The organism is Nocardia sp. 149-1B (assembly GCF_057747975.1).
In genome coordinates this window covers 904,932-923,394 of the sequence record NZ_CM173233.1, presented here as the reverse complement: position 1 = coordinate 923,394, position 18,463 = coordinate 904,932, and the positions used below count along the sequence as shown (strand labels likewise).

General features: G+C 70.5%; 16 protein-coding genes. 5 read left to right on the top strand and 11 right to left on the bottom strand.

Annotation, left to right across the window (positions count from 1 at the left end; genetic code table 11):
• The first annotated feature begins 96 nt into the window (after positions 1-96).
• Positions 97-2,310 (top strand): RNA polymerase recycling motor ATPase HelR, encoded by a 2,214-nt coding sequence (helR, locus tag AC3ANS_RS04470; protein ID WP_488294963.1) that lies wholly within the window; start codon positions 97-99, stop codon positions 2,308-2,310.
• A gap of 14 nt (positions 2,311-2,324) precedes the next feature.
• Here helR and gtfA read toward each other — a convergent pair whose 3' ends face one another.
• The 7 genes from gtfA to AC3ANS_RS04435 form a co-directional block, all read right to left on the bottom strand.
• The gene (gene gtfA / locus AC3ANS_RS04465) at positions 2,325-3,794 is read right to left on the bottom strand and encodes a sucrose phosphorylase (protein WP_488294962.1); all 1,470 of its coding nucleotides are present in this window, start codon (positions 3,792-3,794) and stop codon (positions 2,325-2,327) included.
• A 65-nt stretch (positions 3,795-3,859) separates the two neighbouring features.
• Complete coding sequence (locus AC3ANS_RS04460) at positions 3,860-4,831, bottom strand: acetylxylan esterase (protein ID WP_488294961.1); 972 nt, start codon at positions 4,829-4,831, stop codon at positions 3,860-3,862.
• A gap of 52 nt (positions 4,832-4,883) precedes the next feature.
• Positions 4,884-5,708, bottom strand: coding sequence for a carbohydrate ABC transporter permease (locus AC3ANS_RS04455; protein ID WP_488294960.1), 825 nt, complete (start codon positions 5,706-5,708; stop codon positions 4,884-4,886).
• Complete coding sequence (locus tag AC3ANS_RS04450) at positions 5,705-6,649, bottom strand: carbohydrate ABC transporter permease (protein WP_488296425.1); 945 nt, start codon at positions 6,647-6,649, stop codon at positions 5,705-5,707. Before AC3ANS_RS04450 ends, AC3ANS_RS04455 begins: the two co-directional genes overlap by 4 nt.
• Positions 6,650-6,654: 5 nt before the next feature.
• Positions 6,655-8,001 (bottom strand): ABC transporter substrate-binding protein, encoded by a 1,347-nt coding sequence (locus tag AC3ANS_RS04445; protein ID WP_488294959.1) that lies wholly within the window; start codon positions 7,999-8,001, stop codon positions 6,655-6,657.
• A gap of 176 nt (positions 8,002-8,177) precedes the next feature.
• Entirely contained in the window at positions 8,178-9,245 is a 1,068-nt protein-coding gene (locus tag AC3ANS_RS04440; protein WP_488294958.1) for a LacI family DNA-binding transcriptional regulator, read from the bottom strand.
• Positions 9,246-9,378: 133 nt separating this feature from the next.
• On the bottom strand, positions 9,379-10,686 hold the full coding sequence (locus tag AC3ANS_RS04435; RefSeq protein WP_488294957.1) for a hypothetical protein: 1,308 nt from the start codon (positions 10,684-10,686) through the stop codon (positions 9,379-9,381).
• Positions 10,687-10,841: 155 nt separating this feature from the next.
• Between AC3ANS_RS04435 and AC3ANS_RS04430 the strand changes: the two genes are divergently transcribed.
• On the top strand, positions 10,842-12,050 hold the full coding sequence (locus tag AC3ANS_RS04430; RefSeq protein ID WP_488294956.1) for an ROK family transcriptional regulator: 1,209 nt from the start codon (positions 10,842-10,844) through the stop codon (positions 12,048-12,050).
• 276 nt (positions 12,051-12,326) lie between these two features.
• On the opposite strand, the gene glgC is transcribed toward AC3ANS_RS04430, so the two are convergent.
• Complete coding sequence (gene glgC / locus AC3ANS_RS04425; RefSeq protein WP_488294955.1) at positions 12,327-13,574, bottom strand: glucose-1-phosphate adenylyltransferase; 1,248 nt, start codon at positions 13,572-13,574, stop codon at positions 12,327-12,329.
• A 53-nt stretch (positions 13,575-13,627) separates the two neighbouring features.
• On the opposite strand from glgC, the gene glgA reads away from it, so the two are divergent.
• The 3 genes from glgA to AC3ANS_RS04410 all read left to right on the top strand — a co-directional run bounded on the left by glgA (position 13,628) and on the right by AC3ANS_RS04410 (position 15,991).
• Positions 13,628-14,815 (top strand): glycogen synthase, encoded by a 1,188-nt coding sequence (gene glgA, locus AC3ANS_RS04420; protein WP_488294954.1) that lies wholly within the window; start codon positions 13,628-13,630, stop codon positions 14,813-14,815.
• A gap of 65 nt (positions 14,816-14,880) precedes the next feature.
• Complete coding sequence (locus tag AC3ANS_RS04415; RefSeq protein ID WP_488294953.1) at positions 14,881-15,303, top strand: hypothetical protein; 423 nt, start codon at positions 14,881-14,883, stop codon at positions 15,301-15,303.
• A 28-nt stretch (positions 15,304-15,331) separates the two neighbouring features.
• Positions 15,332-15,991, top strand: coding sequence for a hypothetical protein (locus AC3ANS_RS04410; protein ID WP_488294952.1), 660 nt, complete (start codon positions 15,332-15,334; stop codon positions 15,989-15,991).
• Here the strand turns inward: AC3ANS_RS04410 and AC3ANS_RS04405 are convergent.
• The 3 genes from AC3ANS_RS04405 to AC3ANS_RS04395 form a co-directional block, all read right to left on the bottom strand.
• A complete protein-coding gene (locus AC3ANS_RS04405; RefSeq protein ID WP_488294951.1) occupies positions 15,976-16,356 on the bottom strand; it encodes a DUF427 domain-containing protein in 381 nt (126 codons plus the stop codon). The genes AC3ANS_RS04410 and AC3ANS_RS04405 overlap by 16 nt on opposite strands.
• A gap of 77 nt (positions 16,357-16,433) precedes the next feature.
• The gene (locus AC3ANS_RS04400; RefSeq protein ID WP_488294950.1) at positions 16,434-17,828 is read right to left on the bottom strand and encodes a GntP family permease; all 1,395 of its coding nucleotides are present in this window, start codon (positions 17,826-17,828) and stop codon (positions 16,434-16,436) included.
• On the bottom strand, positions 17,825-18,349 hold the full coding sequence (locus AC3ANS_RS04395; RefSeq protein ID WP_488294949.1) for a gluconokinase: 525 nt from the start codon (positions 18,347-18,349) through the stop codon (positions 17,825-17,827). The genes AC3ANS_RS04400 and AC3ANS_RS04395 overlap by 4 nt, the downstream gene beginning before the upstream one ends.
• Positions 18,350-18,463 lie beyond the last annotated feature (114 nt).

Sequence of the window (18,463 nt, the reverse complement as noted above, 5' to 3'; positions counted from 1 at the left end):
CCACTACCAACGTATAGCGCAGCAGGGGGCTTGCGGCAAGACCCCCTCGGGGCCGCAGAATCACCGGCCGGAGCCAGACGCACGGGGGGATCACGCATGACCGAAGGCAGGACACAAGGCACGACCGAGAGCACGACCGGCAGCGCGTTCGACCTGACCGGCGGACTCGAGGCGAAGTCCGACCCGGCCCTGATCGGCCGGGACGAGCAGCACTTCGCGGCGATCGCACGTGCGATCGAGGAGTCCGTCGCCGACCTGTCGACGCGCCTCGATGCCGCACGCCGGCGGGCAGGCGGCACCGGCCAGGAGGCCATGGACCGCGACCTCGAGGTGCACCGGCTGACCGCTCGCCTGCGGACGCTGCAGCGCTACGGCCTGGACCTGTGCCTGGGGCACGTGGTGAGCACCGACGCCCCGCATCCGACGTACGTCGGGCGCCTCGGCCTGACCGACAGCACCGGCAGCCGCCTGCTGGTCGACTGGCGCTCGCCGGCGGCAGAGCCGTTCTTCGCCGCCACGCACGCCCACCCGATGGGGCTGGCGAGCCGCCGGCGCTATCGCTGGACCCGGGGCCGGGTCACCGACTACTGGGACGAGGTGTTCACCGCGGCCGGACTGACCGGGCACCACGCGGCGCTGGACGACCAGTCCGCGTTCATCGCCAGCCTCGGCAGCACCCGGTCGCCGCGGATGCGCGATGTGCTGGGCACCATCCAGGCCGACCAGGATGCGATCGTCCGCGCCGGATCGCGCGGCGCACTGGTCGTGGACGGCGGTCCGGGGACCGGCAAGACCGTGGTCGCGTTGCACCGCACGGCGTACCTGCTCTACGCCGATCCGCGGCTGGGCCACCGGCGTGGCGGCGTGCTGTTCGTCGGCCCGCACGAGCCGTACCTGGCCTATGTCGCCGACGTCCTGCCCAGCCTGGGCGAGGAGGGGGTGCAGACCTGCACGCTGCGCGACCTGCTGCCTGAAGGGGCGACCGCGGCGCCCGAGGCGGACCCCGCGGTGGCGGCGCTGAAGGCGACCGCGGACATGGTGGGGGCGATCGAGCCGGCGGTGCGCCTGTGGGAGGAGCCGCCGACCGAGCCGATGGTGGTGGAGACCCCGTGGGCCGACCTCTGGCTCAGCGTCGACGACTGGGTCGAGGCCTTCGAGTCGCCCGCGCCGGGCACCCCCCACAACGAGGCCCGCGACGAGGTCTGGGAGGCGCTGCTGGCGATCCTCGTCGACAAGCACGACTCCGGGGCCGCGGTCACCGACGAGGTCACCGAGGAGGAGCTGCGCCGGGCGCTGGTGCGCAACGCCGACCTCGTCGACGCGTTCAGCCGGGCCTGGCCCCTGGTCGAGGCGACCGAGCTGCTCGGTGACCTGTGGTCGGTGCCGGCGTACCTGCGCCGGTGCGCCCCCTGGCTCGAACCATCCGAGGTACGACGCCTCCAACGCACCGACCCGCAGGCGTGGACGGTGTCGGACCTGCCGCTCCTCGACGCGGCCCGGCAGCGATTGGGCGACCCCGACACCGCCCGGCAACGGCGTCGCCGCGAGGCGGCGCTCGCTTCTGCGCGCGAGGAGATGGATCGCGTGGTGGACCACCTGGTCGCCTCCGACGACTCCGAGATGATGGTGATGTCGATGCTGCGCGTCGAGGACCTCCAGGAGGCGCTGGTCGACGAGGACGTGGTGGCCCGGGCCGATCCCGACCTGCTCGCCGGGCCGTTCGCCCACGTGGTCGTGGACGAGGCGCAGGAGCTGACCGACGCCGAGTGGCAGATGCTGCTGCTGCGCTGCCCCTCGCGCAGCTTCACGATCGTCGGCGACCGCGCCCAGGCGCGCCACGGCTTCACCGAGTCATGGCACGAGCGGCTGACCAGGGTCGGGCTCCACCACGTCGAGCTGGCGTCGCTGGGCATCAACTACCGGACGCCCGCCGAGGTGATGGCCGAGGCCGAACCGGTGATCCGCGCGGCGCTGCCCGACGCCAACGTGCCCACGTCGGTGCGCACCACCGGCGTACCCGTGCACCACGGGTCCACCGCGGAGCTGACCGGCCTGCTCGACTCCTGGCTGGCCGAGCACGCCGAGGGCATCGCATGCGTGATCAGCACCCGGCCGCTCGGGAGCGTCCTGCCCGCGTCACCGCGGGTCCGGGCGCTCACCCCCGAGCTGGCCAAGGGCCTGGAGTTCGACCTGGTGGTGCTGGTCGACCCGGGGTCGTTCGGGGACGGCATCGAGGGCGCCGTCGACCGGTACGTCGCGATGACCCGCGCCACCCAGCGCCTCGTCGTGCTGGAGTCGCGCCGAGAATGAGGGCTGCCGGCGCGTCACACAGACGCGACCGGTCCGGCCTCGCTGGTGAGCGTGAACTGTCGCGTGGCGAAGTCGACGGTCAGACAGAGATCGTCGCGGCCGTGGCGCCACTGGAGGCGGAGCTCCGGGCCGGACTGCTCGGCGGTGAACGTGCCGCCGAACGCGGGATGCTCGGACCGCAGGCGGATCGCCGCGAGCTGTCGCTGGACCACCGGCCTCTGGAGCGCCTCGGCGACGTCCTGCGGAGTCAGCCGCGCACGGTTGACGTCACGACCGACGCCCGTGAGCCGGAGGAGGTCCATGTCGTTGGTGCCGCCGAGCAGGCTGACGTAGTAGACCTGCGGGATCCCGGGGAGGAACAGCTGGACGAGGCGGGCGACGAGGAGCGCGTCGTCGTCACGTCCGAGGGCGTCGTAGTAGGTGCAGTTGACCTGGTACAGGTCCAGGTTCGAGGCTGCGGCTCCGGTCGCCTGCAGGCTCGACCCTCCGCTGTTCGAGTGGATCGAGGACACCAGCGCGTCGATCTCGCTCTCGTCCAGCAGCCCCGGTCGAGCGTCTTCCCCCTGGCTGGGCCCGACGTCGATGACACCTATGCCGTCGTGGGTGTCGAGGACGTTGATCGCATTGGCGGGACGGACCGAGATCCAGCGCGCGAGCGCGGTGGGATCACGCCGGTCCAACGCGTCGAGCAGGAGCGGCGGTAGCGCGAAGTCGTAGACGTAGTCGACGGTCCGGGCGATCTCCACCTGCAGCTCGTAGTGACCGTGGACCTCGAGCAGGACCTCGGCGCCCCGGTCATGGGCGTAGTCGCTGATGCGCTCGACGAGAGCCGCGGAGTCGGAGGTCATGAAGCAGCTCGTTCCCGCACGCTTCCCGGTGTAGCCGACGGCGTCGAGCCGGAGCATGCTCACTCCGCTGTCGACGAGGGCATCGACCACGCTCGTCAGATAGGTCCAGAACTCCGGGGTCCTGACGTCCAGATCGACCTGCTCGGAGGTGAAGGTCGTCCAGATCAGCCTGCGCTCGCCGGCGACCGTCATCGTCGTGAACGGCAGGCCGGGTCGCGGCCGGTAGACACGGGCCAGATCGCTCTCCGACGCACCGTCGGGGAACACCGACGAGAACGTCAGGAAGAGGGGTGCGAACTCGTAGTCGTCTCCCTCCACCAGGTACCGCTGGAAGTGCTCTGAGCGCGTGGACATGTGGTTGACGATCACGTCCGCCATCACCCGCCTCCCCTCCGAGAGCCGGCGCAGGTCGGCCCAGTCACCCAACCGGTGGTCGATCCGGGCGTGGTCCTCGGGGTCGAAGCCGGCGTCCGCCCCGTCGAAGGGGTGGAAGAACGGCAGCACGTGGACGCCGTCGAAGACGTCCTCGAACGCGTCGACCATCACCTTCTCGAGACCGGCGAGATCACCCCCGAGCCGGTCGGCATAGGCGATCAGCTGCGGACCCCTGCTGCGTCGGTCCTGGACGTGCGACACGTGGCCTCCTGGCCGGTGGGATGGGGAGACGGGGATTCCGGGGCGAACGGCTTCGGGCCCGGTCGTCAGGCCAGATGGTCGCGGAGCCACCGGATCTGGATCGCCTCCTGGTGGAACTGGCCGCCCTCGTGGTCGTTGAACGGATAGGTGTGGATCTGCTTCGGGCCCGCGTAGGCGTTGTAGGCGGCGTACACCGTCGAAGGCGGGCAGACCGTGTCCATGAGTGCCACCGAGAGCAGCGCCGGAGCCTGTGCGCGCGCGACCAGGTGGGCGACGTCGAAGTAGCCGAGTGTGCTCATCACCTGCTCGACGTGGTCACGGTGGCTGGCGAGGTAGCTCGCCAGCTCGAGGTACGGCCCGGTCGACGCGGTCGTGACCGCCCGCGGGAAGTCGGACAGGAAGGGCACGTCGGCCATCACGGCGGACAGGTCGTCGCGCAGCGAGGCCACCGCGAGCGCGACGCCTCCGCCCTGGCTGACGCCGTGGACGGCAACGCGGTCCGGCGCAGCACCTGGCAGGCTCTTCGCCGCGTCGACGGCCAGAACCGCGTCGGTGTACAGGCGGCGGAAGTAGTACTCGGCCTTGTCGAGGACGCCGCGCGTCATGAACCCGCCCAGGTACGTCGGGCCGTGTCCGTGCGGATCCGCGGTGTCGCCGACGTACCCCGCTCCGGTGCCCTGACCGCGGGCGTCGATGTCGAGCGTGGCGTAGCCCGCCACTGGGAACACACCCACCTGGTGAGGGAGCCCCCGGCCGCCGGTGTAGCCCTGGTACCGGACCAGGAGGGGCAGCTCCTCGGTGACACCCGCGGGCCGGCGGTACCAGCCCTTGATGGGATCGCCCGCGAAGCCGCTGAAGGTGACGTCGTAGACATCCACGACCCTCAGTCCCGCGTCCACCTGCTCGACCTCGGGAGCCCACCACGACGCTCGGGCCTGGTCGAGGGTCTTCTCCCAGAACGGCGCGAGGTCGACGGGCGGGACCGCGACGGTCCGGTAGGTGGCGAGCTCGCGCTCCGGCAGGTCGTACTGGGGCATGAAGAGGTTCCTAGCGGTAGGGGTACGGCGGCCAGGGGCGTGCGCGGGCGTGTCAGCCCTTGACGGCACCCTGGAGGAGGGCCTTGGAGAACTGACGTTGGAAGAGCACGAACACGATCACGGTCGGCGCCATGATCAGCAGGGCCCCGGCGGAGAGCAGCACGATGTCGGTGCCGTACCTGCCCTGGAACGCGCCGAGCGCGCCCGCCATCGTCCGCTTCAGGGGGTCGTCGACCATGACGACGGCGAGGATGAACTGGTTCCAGGTCCACAGGAAGAGCAGGATCGCCAGCGACGACAGGGCCGGCATCGCCAGCGGCAGGTGGATGTGCCGGAAGGCACGCCACGGGCCCGCGCCGTCGATGTGGGCGGCCTCGGTGAGCTCGGGCGGGACCGTGAGGAAGTGCGCCCTCATCCAGAACACCCCGAAGGGCATGTACAGCGCGATCAGGGGCAGGATCAGCGCCCATCGGGTGTTGAGCAACCCCAATCCCTGGATCTGGTAGTACAGCGGGGTGATCAGGGACTCGAACGGGATCGTGAGCCCGAGGACGAACACCGTGAAGATGCCGTTGGCGAACGGCACCCGGAGCGTGGCGAGACCGTAGCCCGCGAACGTCGCGAGCACGAGTGAAGCCGGCACCACGCCGAGCACGATGATCAGGCTGGAGCCGATGAGCGGGGTCAGGTTCGCCACCCGCCACGCGTCGGCGAAGTTGCCCCACTGGGGGTCCGACGGCCAGCTGACCCCCGTCGGGATGCTGCCCGCCGGCTGGAGGGCCGTGGAGAACAGGGTCACGAACGGGATCAGGGTGAGGACCATGAACAGCACGAGCAGGGCTCGTCCTGCGTGCTGTCCTCGAGCGGGTGCGGTCACGAGTCGGCCCTCTGGGTCAGCCGTTGGATGGGGATGATCGTCGCGAGCACCAGCACCATGAGGATGACGGCCATGGCCGAGGCCTGGCCGATCTCCCGCTCAGTGAAGGCGAGGCGGTAGATCTCGACGCCCGGGACCATGGTCGACCGGCCGGGGCCACCCTGCGTTGAGATGTAGATGATGTCGAAGCTCGCCAGGGCCGCGATCATGGTGACGGTCATGCACACGCCGATCTCGCGCCGCAGCCCTGGCAACGTCACGTGGATGAACTCGCGCACCCGGCTCGCACCGTCGATGCGAGCGGCCTCGTAGAGCGCCGGGTCGATCTTGCCGATCCCGGTGAGCAGCAGCAGGGTGCAGAGCCCGAGCATGACCCAGGACCCGATCAGCCCCACCGCGGGGAGCGCGGTGTCGAAGTCGGCCAGCCAGGGCCGCGTGATGCCACCGAGTCCTACGGCCGAGAGGATCTGGTTCGCGATCCCGTCGCTGGAGTAGACCCAGTCCCACACGATGCCCGCAGCCACGAGCGGGATGACCTGCGGGATGAACAGCACCGTCCGCGACACGGTCGCGAACGAGCCCTGCGGCAGCCCGTGCATCAGCGCCGCCGCAACCAGTCCGAGCGCGACGGGAACGGCGGTGAAGAACACGATGAGCTCGAACGCGTGGGCGATGATCTGCAGCTGGTCGCTGTCCGTGAGCACCCGCTGGTAGTTGTCGAGCCCGACCCAGGTCGAGGCGCCGATGCCGTTCCAGTCGTAGAGGGAGTACTGGACCGAGGTGGCGAGCGGCTTGAGGACGAAGAACCCGTACATCGCCAGGGCCGGAGCCACGAAGACCAGGTGCGACCAGTTCCGCGACGTCCGGGGCGCGGACGCCGACCGGCGCCGCCGGGGCACGACGGCCCGCCCCTCCTGGGGGCGGACCGCCGCGTCGTGCATCGACGTCACGAGGCGAGTTCCTCCTCGTAGGCCGCCTGGAGCGCCTTCGGGACGTCCTCGGGAGAGGTGCGCCCATCGAGCAGGGACTGCAGCTCGGGACGGATCGAGTTGGCGTAGATCCCCGAGGTGGAGTTGGCGATGAAGTCCACCAGGACACCGGACTCACCGATGGTCTGCGCCCCCTGCAGCGTCTGGTGGGTCAGCGAGGTCTCCGGGACCTCCGGGACCGACAGGGACGTCGGGCCACCCGGTGCGGCGCCTCCCTGCTCGACGACGATCTTGCGGGCCGTCTCGTCGGTGTGGATCCAGTTCAGGAAGTAGACGATCTCATCGGCGTGCTCGGCCTTGGCCGGCACCACGTAGGTGTTCGGCGCGCCCATTGCCACCGGCGCATTGCCCGCCTCGGCGGGCGGCATCAGGAAGAACCCGACCTTGTCGCCCATCGACTTGTCCAGGTTGGCGGACTCCCAGTCGCCGTTGAAGGAGAAGAGTCCCTCCCCCTTGCTGAACCGGCCCACCATGTTCGTGTAGTCGAGGCTGTTCGCGTCGGAGGGGAAGTAGCCCTTCTCCGCCCAGTCCGCGATGTGCTGGGCGGCCTCCACGGCGGCCGGGGTGTCGATCGTCGCGCCCGGCTTCTGGAAGATCCAGCTGGAGATGTCGGCCGGGTCCGCGTACTGGTTGAGCAGGGCCTGGAACGGGAACGCGACACCCCCGATGTCGTTGAACTGCATGATCGGCAGCTCACCGGCGGCCTTCGCGTCGGCCATGGCCGACTCGAGCTCCGCGATCGTGGCGGGCGGCTCCTTCATCCCGATCTCGGCGGCGATGTCCTTGTTGTAGTAGACCCCGGTCACCGAGTAGCCGACCCCGAGCGCATAGAGCGGGCCGGTGCCGCGGGTCCCGTCGTCGGAGACCCGGAGCTGCTCGAGCTGGGAGGCCGGGAACTCGTCCCAGCCGTAGGCATCGAAGTAGGGATCGAGGTCGAGCAGCTGACCGTCCTTGGCCGCGTCCACGACCTGAGGCAGCCGGATCAGATCAGGAGCATCGTCACCGGACATCACCCGGGGGGCGTTCTCGGTGAGGGTCGCGAACTGGTCGCTGCGGATGTCGAAGGTGATGTTCGGGTGCTGCTTGGTGAACTCCTTGCTGAGCTCCTCGACCAGCGGGAATCCCGTCTCGAGGTAGAGCTCGAGGGTGACGTCCTTGTCGGTCAGCTCCGTGCTCACCGCGCGGTTCTCGTTCGTGGTCTCCGAGCCGTCCGAGCCCGGCGCACTGCACGCCGTGACGGACATGGTCGCGACCGCGGCCAAGGCGACCAGGCGACGCCTGGTGAGGTGGACTTTCTTGGTCACGCACTTCTCCTTAGATCGGGCCGTCGCGCACTCACGAGCCGGTCACCCCGAGAGACGCCGTGCCGCGGCGGACGCGACGCTAGTAACGGCCATCACAACTTGTCAAGTACTTTCTGTAAAGCACTTCACATCAGTCTTTTCGGGCCGCCTGCTCAGCTGCGGCCGCGGGCCGGCTGCTATCCGGCCGGCGCCGCGGCCGGCGCCACCACCTCGGCCGCGGGTGCGGTCGTGCCTCGCGCGACGACGTGGCAGTCGAGCACCGTCATCCGACGCTCACCGGGATGATCGAGCTGTTCCAGCAGGAGCCGCGCGGCGAGCGCCCCGGACTCCTCGAACGGCTGCCGCACCGTCGAGAGGTCGGCGGCCTCCGCCACCGGGCCGTCGTCGAAGCCGAGCACGGACAGGTCCCGCGGCACCTGGAGGCCGAGGTCTCGGGCTGCCTGGACGACACCGAGAGCCAAGTCGTCGAAGTGCGCCATCACGGCCGACGGACGGTCGGGACCGGCGAGCAGCACGCGTGCCTCCTCCCGGGCCGCAGCCACCGTGCCTCGCGCCTGTGACACGGCGAGCTCCACCCCGGGTGACTCGGCGAGCTCGGCACGGAATCCGCCGAGCCGGCGCCGCGCCTGGGACTCGTAGTCGGAGACCTGACCCTCGAGCAGGTAACCGATGCGGCGGTGCCCCAGCGAGACCAGGTGCCTGGCCGCCAGACGGCCCGCCCCGTAGTCATCGATCTTCACGACGTTGAAGCGGTCGCTGTCCGCGTCGACGACCACGACCGGCACCCCTCGACTGGAGAGGCGCTGCTCGACGGCCGGCTCGAGCGGCTCCCCCATCACGATCATGCCGTCGACATAGCCGCGGATCGGCAGCGTCTCGAGCACCGGGGACGTCGCGGTCGCCGCGGACTCCATGTCGAAGACCGACACGTCCACGCGCTGGGCGGACGCGACGGTCAAGATGCCACTGAGGCGGCGCATGAAGCTCGCATACGTCGTGAACGGCGCGATGACACCGATCCGCCCGACGTGCTTCCTCGCCAGGCTGGCGGCGTCGGGTTTCGGCACGTAGCCGAGCGCGTCGGCGACCTCGAGCACCCGTTGCCGAGTCCGCGCGCCCACCCGCTCGGGCTTGTTCATCACGTTGGAGACCGTCGCGATGCTCACCCCCGCCTCTCGGGCAACGTCATAGATGGTGATTCCCCCGCGGCGACCCTCCGACTTCACGTGAAGCACTTTACTCATCCGCACCCGGCGTGCGAACGACCGTGAGGTCGCTCGCACGACCCGAGCTCGGCGGCTCGGCTGCGGACCCCGGTCAGGAGGAGCACACAGCCGAGCCGCCACTTCGGGCGAGAGCCGGTGGGGGAGCCGGCGGTCAGTCGCCCTGGGCCAGCAGCCACTGAAGGATGCTGGAGTCTTCGTAGGTCGGGCCGTAGGAAGCGTGGTAGTCCGGCTGCGAGAACGCGTCGTTGCCGTACTCCGTGTAGTGGACCAGGTCCTCGGCCTGGGCGCGGGTCAGGCCGCCGGCGACGTAGGCGTCGCGCAGCAGCTGGGTCGAGTTCTGCCCGAACGCCACCTTGAGCAGGTGGTCGTTGGTGCCGTGGGTGATCCAGATCGGGGTGCGGTCGGCGGCGATCTTCGTCGCCTGATCCGCACTGACCTGGAAGCCACCGGTGATCAGTGCACCGGCGAACAGCCCCGGATCGGTGCTGAGCGCCTGCCACGCCAGCTGCGAACCGTAGGAGACCGTCGAGGCATACACGCGGCTCGGGTCGACCGCGTGGGTCTTCATGAAGTCCCGGACCAGACCGACCGTGGTCGCCGCCTCGGCAGCACCTCCGACGCGCTGGTTCTGCGGGGCCAGCACGATGACGTCCTCGTCCGAGCCCGTCCACTCGGGCTGGAGCCAGGCGGTGGCCGGGATGTCCGCGGCGACCTGCACCCCGATGTTGGCGCCGTCCCAGCCCATGCCGTGTCCCGGAAGGACGACGACCATCGGGTACTTCCGCGCGGGGTCGTACCCCTGGGGAAGGTGGTAGGAGTACGGCAGCACCATGCCGTTGAGCAGGTAGGTGTCCTCCACGAACTCGTCGGCGAGGAGGTTCACCGCGGGTGCGGTCATCCCACGTCCGGCCTTGAAGGCGTGGCCCAGCACGGGTCCGCGCTTCTTGCCGGCCTGCGCATACACCTTCTCGTTCTGCTTGATCTTGGTAGGCAGATCGGGGTTGATCTTGACCGTGCACATGAAGGTCGGACACTTCGAGACGATCACGGTGTTGCCACCGACGTCGGCAGCGTCGAGCTCGACGATGACGTACCGGCCGCGGTCGGAGGCGCCGTCGGCGTTGGGCGTGGCCGACTCGTTGGTGTAGATCCGGGTCACCGTCCGGTCCGCCCGCTTGGCGAGGTCCTCGATCGGGTTGAACCGGAAGTTGTAGGTGCTGTCCGAGACCGTGAACGTGCCCTTGTCCAGGGTCGTCGGGTCGACGGTCGCGGAGTACTCGATCGCGACGGCACTGACCTTCTGCCCATAGGTGTAGACCTGGGTGATCGGCGTGATGCTGACGACGCCCTTGTGCGGGGCCGCCGGCGGCGCCGGGGCAGCCGAGGCAGCCGCCGCGCTCCCCGCAACCAGTGCGCTCACCGTCGCACCCGCAACGACGAGGTGCCTGAACTGACGCATGCTCATCCTCTCCTCGCACGGTCCGCCGGAGCGAGTCTCGCCCGTCCGCCCGCGCTGTGTGATGCACGCTACGGACGGCCAAACTTCTGGTCAATGGGCATAATGTCCCGCGATTCTTCGAATAATTACGTCCATATGGTCGTATTGTGGCGGTTGTGACCGCCTCTGGAGAACTCACTTCCGACCGTCAGCGCGAGGCCGGGCCCGCAATCCAGGCGCTGCTGGCTGACGGCACTCCTCGACCGGTGCGCGAGATCTCCCAGGCGCTCGCGCTGCCCCGCAGCACGGTCGTGAACGCGCTCGAACGGCTCGCGAGGTCAGGGCTGGTGGTCGAGCGCGACGCAGCCACCGCCGGCCGGGGACGACCGTCTCGACGGTGGGCGGTGTCCGCCGCCCCTGGGCCCGTCGCCGTGCTGGTGGGCGCCGCGCACGGCGCCACCGCTGGCGTGGTCACCGCCGGCGGCGAGGTCCTGGCCCGGGTGTCCTCGCACGACGCGCAGTACGGACCTGCCACCCGGGAGACCGCCCACGAGCTCCTCGACCAGGCACTGGCTCGAGCCGACGTCCGAGCCGGCGACCTCGAGCTCGCGGTCCTCGGGCTGCCGGGGGCCTCGCAGTTCCCGGGAGCGGACGCACCGAGCATCGTCGGGTCCCATCTCAGGCGCCTTCGCGAGTGGGACGGGACCCCGGCGACCGATGCCGTCGCTGCACACCTCGGTTGTCCGGTCTACGCCGAGAACGACGCCAACCTGGCCGCACTCGGCGAGGCCCACCACGGCGCCGGACGAGGTTCGGCCAACGTCCTCTACGCCTCGCTCGCCTACGGCACCGGCGCCGGACTCGTCCTGGACGGTCGCCTGCACCGCGGACGGACCCGGCTCGCCGGCGAGATCGGGCACCTCCACCACGACGACCACGGGCGCCTGTGCGACTGCGGGGGCCGAGGCTGTTTCTGGCACACCACGAGCGTCCCGGCGCTGCTGGTCGAACTGGCGGCCGCCCATGGCCGCGACTTCACGATCGAGGACCTGGCGGCTGCGGCGGCCGACCAGGAGCTGGACGTGGTCCGAGCGCTCCTGGGTTTCGGTCACGCGCTGGGTCGGCGACTCGCCGATGCGGTGGTGTTCCTCGACCCCGATGTCATCGTCGTCGACGGGGCACTCGGGCAGGCGTCGACGGTCGTCACCGAGGGCGTGCGCGACGCCGTGCGCCGCTACGCGCCCCCGTCCATGACCCAGGGCCTGCGCGTCGAGCCTGGCTCACTGGGCGTGGACGCCCCGCTCGTCGGCGCCTCGGTCCTCGTCCGGAGCGAACACCTGCTGCCCGGAGTCGGCCCGCGGTCCTCGAGTCGTACGACGCGGTGACCCGCTGGCACTTCGAACTCAGAACGACGACCTGGTCACCGTCGTCGTGCATGAGCCGTGGGCCTGGCGCAAGCCGGGTCGTCGCATCAGCCAGCAGACCCCGATGGACATGCGTGGGTGGGTTGGCTGCGGGGATCTCGACGGGCGCTCAGGCCCAGGGGGCCTTCGCTGCTCGATCAACGACGACCACCGGTGGTCGAGCAACGAGCGCCAGCGAGCGTCGTCGAGACCCCCGCAGCCCAGGCCAGAGCGGCGACTGCGGAGATCACCAGGGGATCACTGCGGGAAGGGCTGGTCCTTGCCGAGGACGGTGAGGCCGTCCTCCACGACGAAGCCGCGGGCCCGGTCGGCGTCGGGGTCGACGCCGACCTGGGCGCCGGGGGGGATCACCACGTGCTTGTCGAGGATCGCGTTGCGGACCACGGCGCCGGCTCCGACGTACACACCGTTCATCAGCACCGAGCCGGTGACCTCGGCGCCGGTCTCGACGCGGACGGCCGGCGAGAGCACCGAGCGCCGGACCTTGCCGCCGGTGATCACCACACCGGGCGAGAGCACCGCCTCGTCGGCCTTGGGCTTGTCGCCGGAGGCGCCCTGGACGAGCTTGGCCGGCGGCTGCGGGCCGTAGGAGGTGTAGATCGGCCAGTCGAAGTTGTAGAGGTTGAACACCGGCAGTGGCGAGACGACATCCATCTGCGCGGCGTAGAAGGAACCGATGGTCCCCACGTCACGCCAGTAGCCGCGGTCGCGGTCGGTCGAGCCCGGCACGTCGTTGTCCTTGTAGTCGTAGACGGCGGCCTGCTGGCGGCGCACGAACGCGGGCACGATGTCACCGCCCATGTCGTGCTTGGAGCCGATCTCGGTGGCGTCGCGGGTCACCGCCTCGACCAGCGCGTCGGCGTCGAAGACGTAGTTGCCCATCGAGGCCAGTACCTCGCCGGGGCTGTCGGGCAGCCCCACCGGGTCGGTGGGCTTCTCCAGGAACTCCCGGATCTTCGAGGGGTCTTCGGGGTGCACGTCGATCACCCCGAACTGGTCGGCCAGCTCGATGGGCTGCCGGATCGCCGCGACCGTGCACGCGGCCCCGCTTGCCACGTGGGCCTTGACCATCTGGTGGAAGTCCATCCGGTAGACGTGGTCGGCGCCCACCACCACGACGTAGTCGGGCCGCTCGTCGCGCATCAGGTTGAGCGACTGGTAGATCGCGTCGGCCGAGCCGAGGTACCAGTGCTTGCCGACCCGCTGCTGGGCCGGCACCGGGGTCACGTAGTTGCCGAGCATCGTCGACATCCGCCAGGTCTGGGTGACGTGGCGGTCCAGGCTGTGCGACTTGTACTGCGTCAGCACCACGATCTTGAGGTAGCCCGAGTTGACGACGTTGGAGAGCGCGAAGTCGATCAGCCGGTAGATCCCCGCGAACGGCACTGCCGGCTTGGCCCGGTCGGCCGTGAGCGGCATCAGTCTCTTGCCTTCCCCGCCGGCCAGACAGATCACGAGCACGTTCTTGCGAGAGATCGAGACCATGGGGGCCACGCTAGAGCACGGGGCACGGCCGCGGGGGCGAGTAGGTTCGCCCTGTGCGAGTCGACGTGCTGAGCAAGGAGTACCCACCCGAGGTCTACGGCGGAGCCGGGGTCCACGTGGCCGAGCTGGTCCGGGCCCTGCGTGCCCGCGACGACCTCGACACCCACGTGCACGCGTTCGGCTCCCCGCGCACCGAGGAGCTGACCTCGTCGTACCCCGACCTCGCCGAGCTGAGCGGCGCCAACGCGGCGCTGCGCACGCTCGGGGTGGACCTCGCGATCGCCGACGGGTGTGCCGGCACCGACCTGGTGCACTCGCACACGTGGTACGCCAACCTCGCGGGCCACCTCTCCGCGCTGCTGTACGGCGTGCCGCACGTCGTGACCGCGCACTCGCTCGAGCCGCTGCGGCCGTGGAAGGCCGAGCAGCTCGGCGGCGGCTACGCGATCTCGTCCTGGTCCGAGCGCACCTCCTACGAGGCGGCCGCGGCGGTGATCGCGGTGTCGGCCGCGATGCGCGACGACGTGCTCGCGTCGTACCCCGCCATCGATCCCGCGCGGGTGCACGTGGTGCACAACGGCATCGACACCGACGACTGGCAGCCGGTCCGTGACCCCGACCGGGTGCGCGAGCTCGGCGTCGACCCCGACCGTCCGTCGGTGGTGTTCGTCGGCCGCATCACCCGCCAGAAGGGCCTGCCGCTGTTCCTGCGCGCCTGCGCGGCGCTGCCGCCGGACGTGCAGATCGTGCTGTGCGCCGGTGCGCCCGACACCCCCGAGATCCTCGCCGAGGTGGAGGCGCTGGTCGAGGGCCTGCGCGCGACCCGCGCCGGCGTGGTGTGGATCCCCGAGATGCTGCCGCGCCGCGACGTGGTCTCGCTGCTGACGGCCGCGACGGCGTTCGCCTGCCCCTCGATCTACGAGCCGCTCGGCATCGTGAACCTCGAGGCGATGGCCTGCGAGACCGCGGTGGTCGCGACGGCGACCGGCGGCATCCCCGAGGTCGTCGTCCCGGGTGAGACCGGCCTGCTGGTGCCGATCGACCAGGCCAGCGACGGCACCGGCACGCCGCTCGACCCCGACCGGTACGTCGCGGACTTCGCCGCTGCCCTCACCGAGGTCGTCTCCGACCCGGCGCGCGCCGAGGAGATGGGCCGCGCCGGCCGCGCCCGGGCGATCTCGCACTTCAGCTGGGCCTCGATCGCCGAGCGCACCGTGGAGGTCTACCGCTCGGTGCGGTGAGGCCGTCGCGTGGGGCCTGTGGATGACCGGACGGCGGGCGCCCGGCACGGGGAATGCTCCTCGACATGAACGATGCCCCCTACCTTCCGACCGTCCGCAGCCAGGCCGACCTCGAACGGGTCTGGCGCCACCTGATGCAGCCCCTCGGGTTCTCCGGGGCGAGCATCTGGATGCTGCGCCTCGACCCCGACGGCGTCGCCGTTCCCAGGCTGCTCGAGATCGCCGAGGCCGAGCTGGCCCCCGACGACCCCGAGCCCTTCGCGGGCCTGCTGCACGACCTCGACAGCGACGACCCCGGCCACAGCTACGCGTTCCTGCGCTCCCGGCCCGGCAGCGGCGGTGTCGCCGCGAACGACCGCGTGTGGGCGACGTTCCTCCACGCGGCCGGCCGGCTCGCCGGCGTACGCCTCGAGGTCGTGCACCTGGCCACCGACACCGACGTCGTCCCGCTCCCGCTCGACGAGATCGGCCTGCCGCGCAGCGCCTGAGTCTGGACACGCCCGCTACCGTGCGGGCGTGGACAAGAACGTGTTCCTGCTGTGGGGTCCGACCGGCGACCTCCACGACCCGGCGCTGCACGAGGCGCTGGCCGCGACCGGCGTACGCCGATTGCAGCTGAACGTCGACGACGCGCACGTCGCCGCCGCGATGCGGATCCCCACGGGCGAGCCGGTGCGCGCGGTCGTGAGCGTCTGGGACGCGGATCCGGCGGCGGTCGCCGACGTCCTGGCCGGCGCCGCCGGCACCGTCCACGGCTGGCGGGTCGAGGAGCGCCGGCGGCTGGACCCGCCCGAGGCCTGGGACGGCAGCCGCGCCGAGGCGCTGGCCAACGTCGCGATCCTGCGCCGCCCGCCCGAGCTGACCCAGGAGGAGTGGCTGCGGCGCTGGATGGTCGAGCACACGCCGATCGCGATCCGCACGCAGGCGACGTTCGGCTACGTGCAGAACGTCGTCCTCGAGCCGGTCACCCCGGGCGCACCGAGCGTGGACGCGTTCGTCGAGGAGCTGTTCCCCAGCGCCGGTGTCACCGACATGCACGCGTTCTACGGCAGCGACGGCGACGACGCGGAGCTGGGTCGCAGGCTGACCGAGCTGATGGCCAGCGTCGCCCGGATCGGGGCCGACCGCGACCTCGACCTGGTGCCGACCAGCCGCTACCTCTACACGCTCGGGTAGGTCCGCACGTCGACCACGTCGGGGTAGAACGCCACGTGCCCGGCGATCTCGGCGACCGCGTCGTAGGGCCGCTCGTAGGTCCACACGGCGTTGGCCTTGGTCTCGCCGTTGACGACCAGGCTGTAGTAGGACGCATCACCCTTGTAGGGGCAGTACGTCGCCTGGTCGGTGCGCTCGAGCACCGCGGCGTCGACGTCGGCCAGGGGCACGTACTGCACCGGCGGATAGGTCGCCTCCTGCAGGGTCAGCGCGGCCGTGGTGTCGGCGACCGTGTGCTCACCGAGCGTCACGACGACCCGGCCCTCGGTGGGAGTGATCGTGATCGGGTGGCCCTCGTCGGGCACCAGCACCTGCTTCTCGCTCATGGCGGCACAACGCCGCGCGCGGCGCCCCGATTCCACCCGGGGCGCCGCACGTCTGCGTGGTCGTGCTCGCTGGGTCGCTAGATGAAGATCCCGAGGAACAGGACCATGACCAGGCCCGTCGCCGAGAGCACGGTCTCCATGAGCGACCAGGTCTTGAGCGTCTGACCGACGCTCATCCCGAAGTACTCCTTGACCAGCCAGAACCCCGCGTCGTTGACGTGGGAGAAGAACACCGATCCGGCCCCGACCGCGAGCACCACCAGCGACGTCTCGCCGGTCGAGAGGCCGTCGACCAGCCCGATCATCAGCGAGCTCGCGGTGATCGTCGCGACGGTCGCCGAGCCGGTGGCCAGGCGGATCAGCACGGCGAGCACCCAGGCCAGCAGCAGCACCGAGATGTTCGCGTCCTTCGCCCAGTCGGCCAGCACGGTTCCGATGCCGCTGTCGACCAGCACCTGCTTGAACCCGCCGCCGGCCGCGACGATCAGCAGGATGCCCGCGATCGGAGGCAGCGACTTGCCGACGGTCTCGGAGACCTTCGCCCGGTCCATGCCGGTGCCGTAGCCGAAGGTGTACATCGCGACCAGCACCGCGATCAGGAGCGCCACGAACGGGGCGCCGATCACGTCGCCGACCTGCTGGACGGTGTCCTCGGTGTCGTTGATGACGATGTCGAGGATCGCCTTGCCGAGCATCAGCACGATCGGCAGCAGCACGGTCGCGATGGTGACGCCGAACGACGGACGTCGCGAGGTGTCGCGGTCCTCGGCCTCCCACGTCGTCGGGGGCTCGACCACGACCCAGCGTCCCGCCAGGGTGCCGAACAGGGGCCCGGCCACGATGATCGTCGGCACCGCGACGAGGATGCCCAGACCCAGCGTGACGCCGAGGTCCGCGCCCAGGTAGCCGATCGCCGTGACGGGTCCGGGGTGCGGGGGGACGAAGCCGTGCATGGCCGACAGGCCGGCCAGCGCGGGGATGCCCACGGTGATCAGGGAGACCTGGGCGCGCCGGGCGACCAGGTAGATGACCGGCATCAGCAGCACGAGGCCGATCTCGAAGAACATCGGCAGTCCGATGATCGCGCCGACCGCGGCCATCGCCCACGGCAGCATCCTTCCGGAGGCACGCCCCACGATCGTGTCGACGATCTGGTCGGCGCCCCCGGAGTCGGCGAGCAGGATCGCGAACATCGCGCCCAGCGCGATCAGTGCACCCACCCCGGCCGTCGTGGTGCCGAGACCGGTGGTGAACGACGCGAGGACCGTGTTGACGTTCTCCCCCGCGAGGATGCCGACGGTGAGGCCGCCGAGGATGAGCGCGAGGAACGGGTGCAGCTTCGCGACGCTGATCAGCACGATCAAGAGCGCGATCGCGATGAGGGCCGCCACGATGAGCTGCCAGCCGGGCGCCACGGGCTCCACCAGGGACCCGGTCGCCAGCGGTAGCACGGCGGACGGTGTGGACATCATTTCTCCTCCAGTGGGGTGGTGCGGGGGTCGGCGGGCAGCTGGTCGACGTACGCCTGGACGATCTGGTCGACGCTCTGGTCGACGTCGATGACGACGCCGAGCTCGTCCGGGGCCAGGGGCTCGAGCGTCGCGAACTGCGAGGACAGGAGCGAGGCCGGCATGAAGTGGCCAGGACGGCTGGCCTGGCGGCGCTCGATGACCGCGCGGTCACCGGCCAGGTGCAGGAACACCAGGCCCGCGGCGTGGCCGCGCAGCTGGTCGCGGTAGACCCGCTTGAGGGCCGAGCAGCTCACGACGCCCCCGTCGGGATGGTCCGCGAGCCACTGGCCGATCGTCTCGAGCCACGGCCACCGATCGGTGTCGTCGAGCGGCTCGCCGCGCGACATCTTCGCGATGTTGCTGGCCGGATGGAGGTCGTCGGCGTCGACGAACGGCACACCGAGTCGCTGGGCGAGAGCGGCGCCGATCGTGGACTTGCCCGAACCGGACACGCCCATGACGACGAGTGGCGGGTGGGACATGGGGGTACTCCCTGGGGATGGCTGCCGATCGGCCGCGTGTACGGCCTGTGGCTGTGCTCACATGGTGCGCTGATTCGTCATACTTTTGCAATAGGACTTTTGTAATCACCTGAC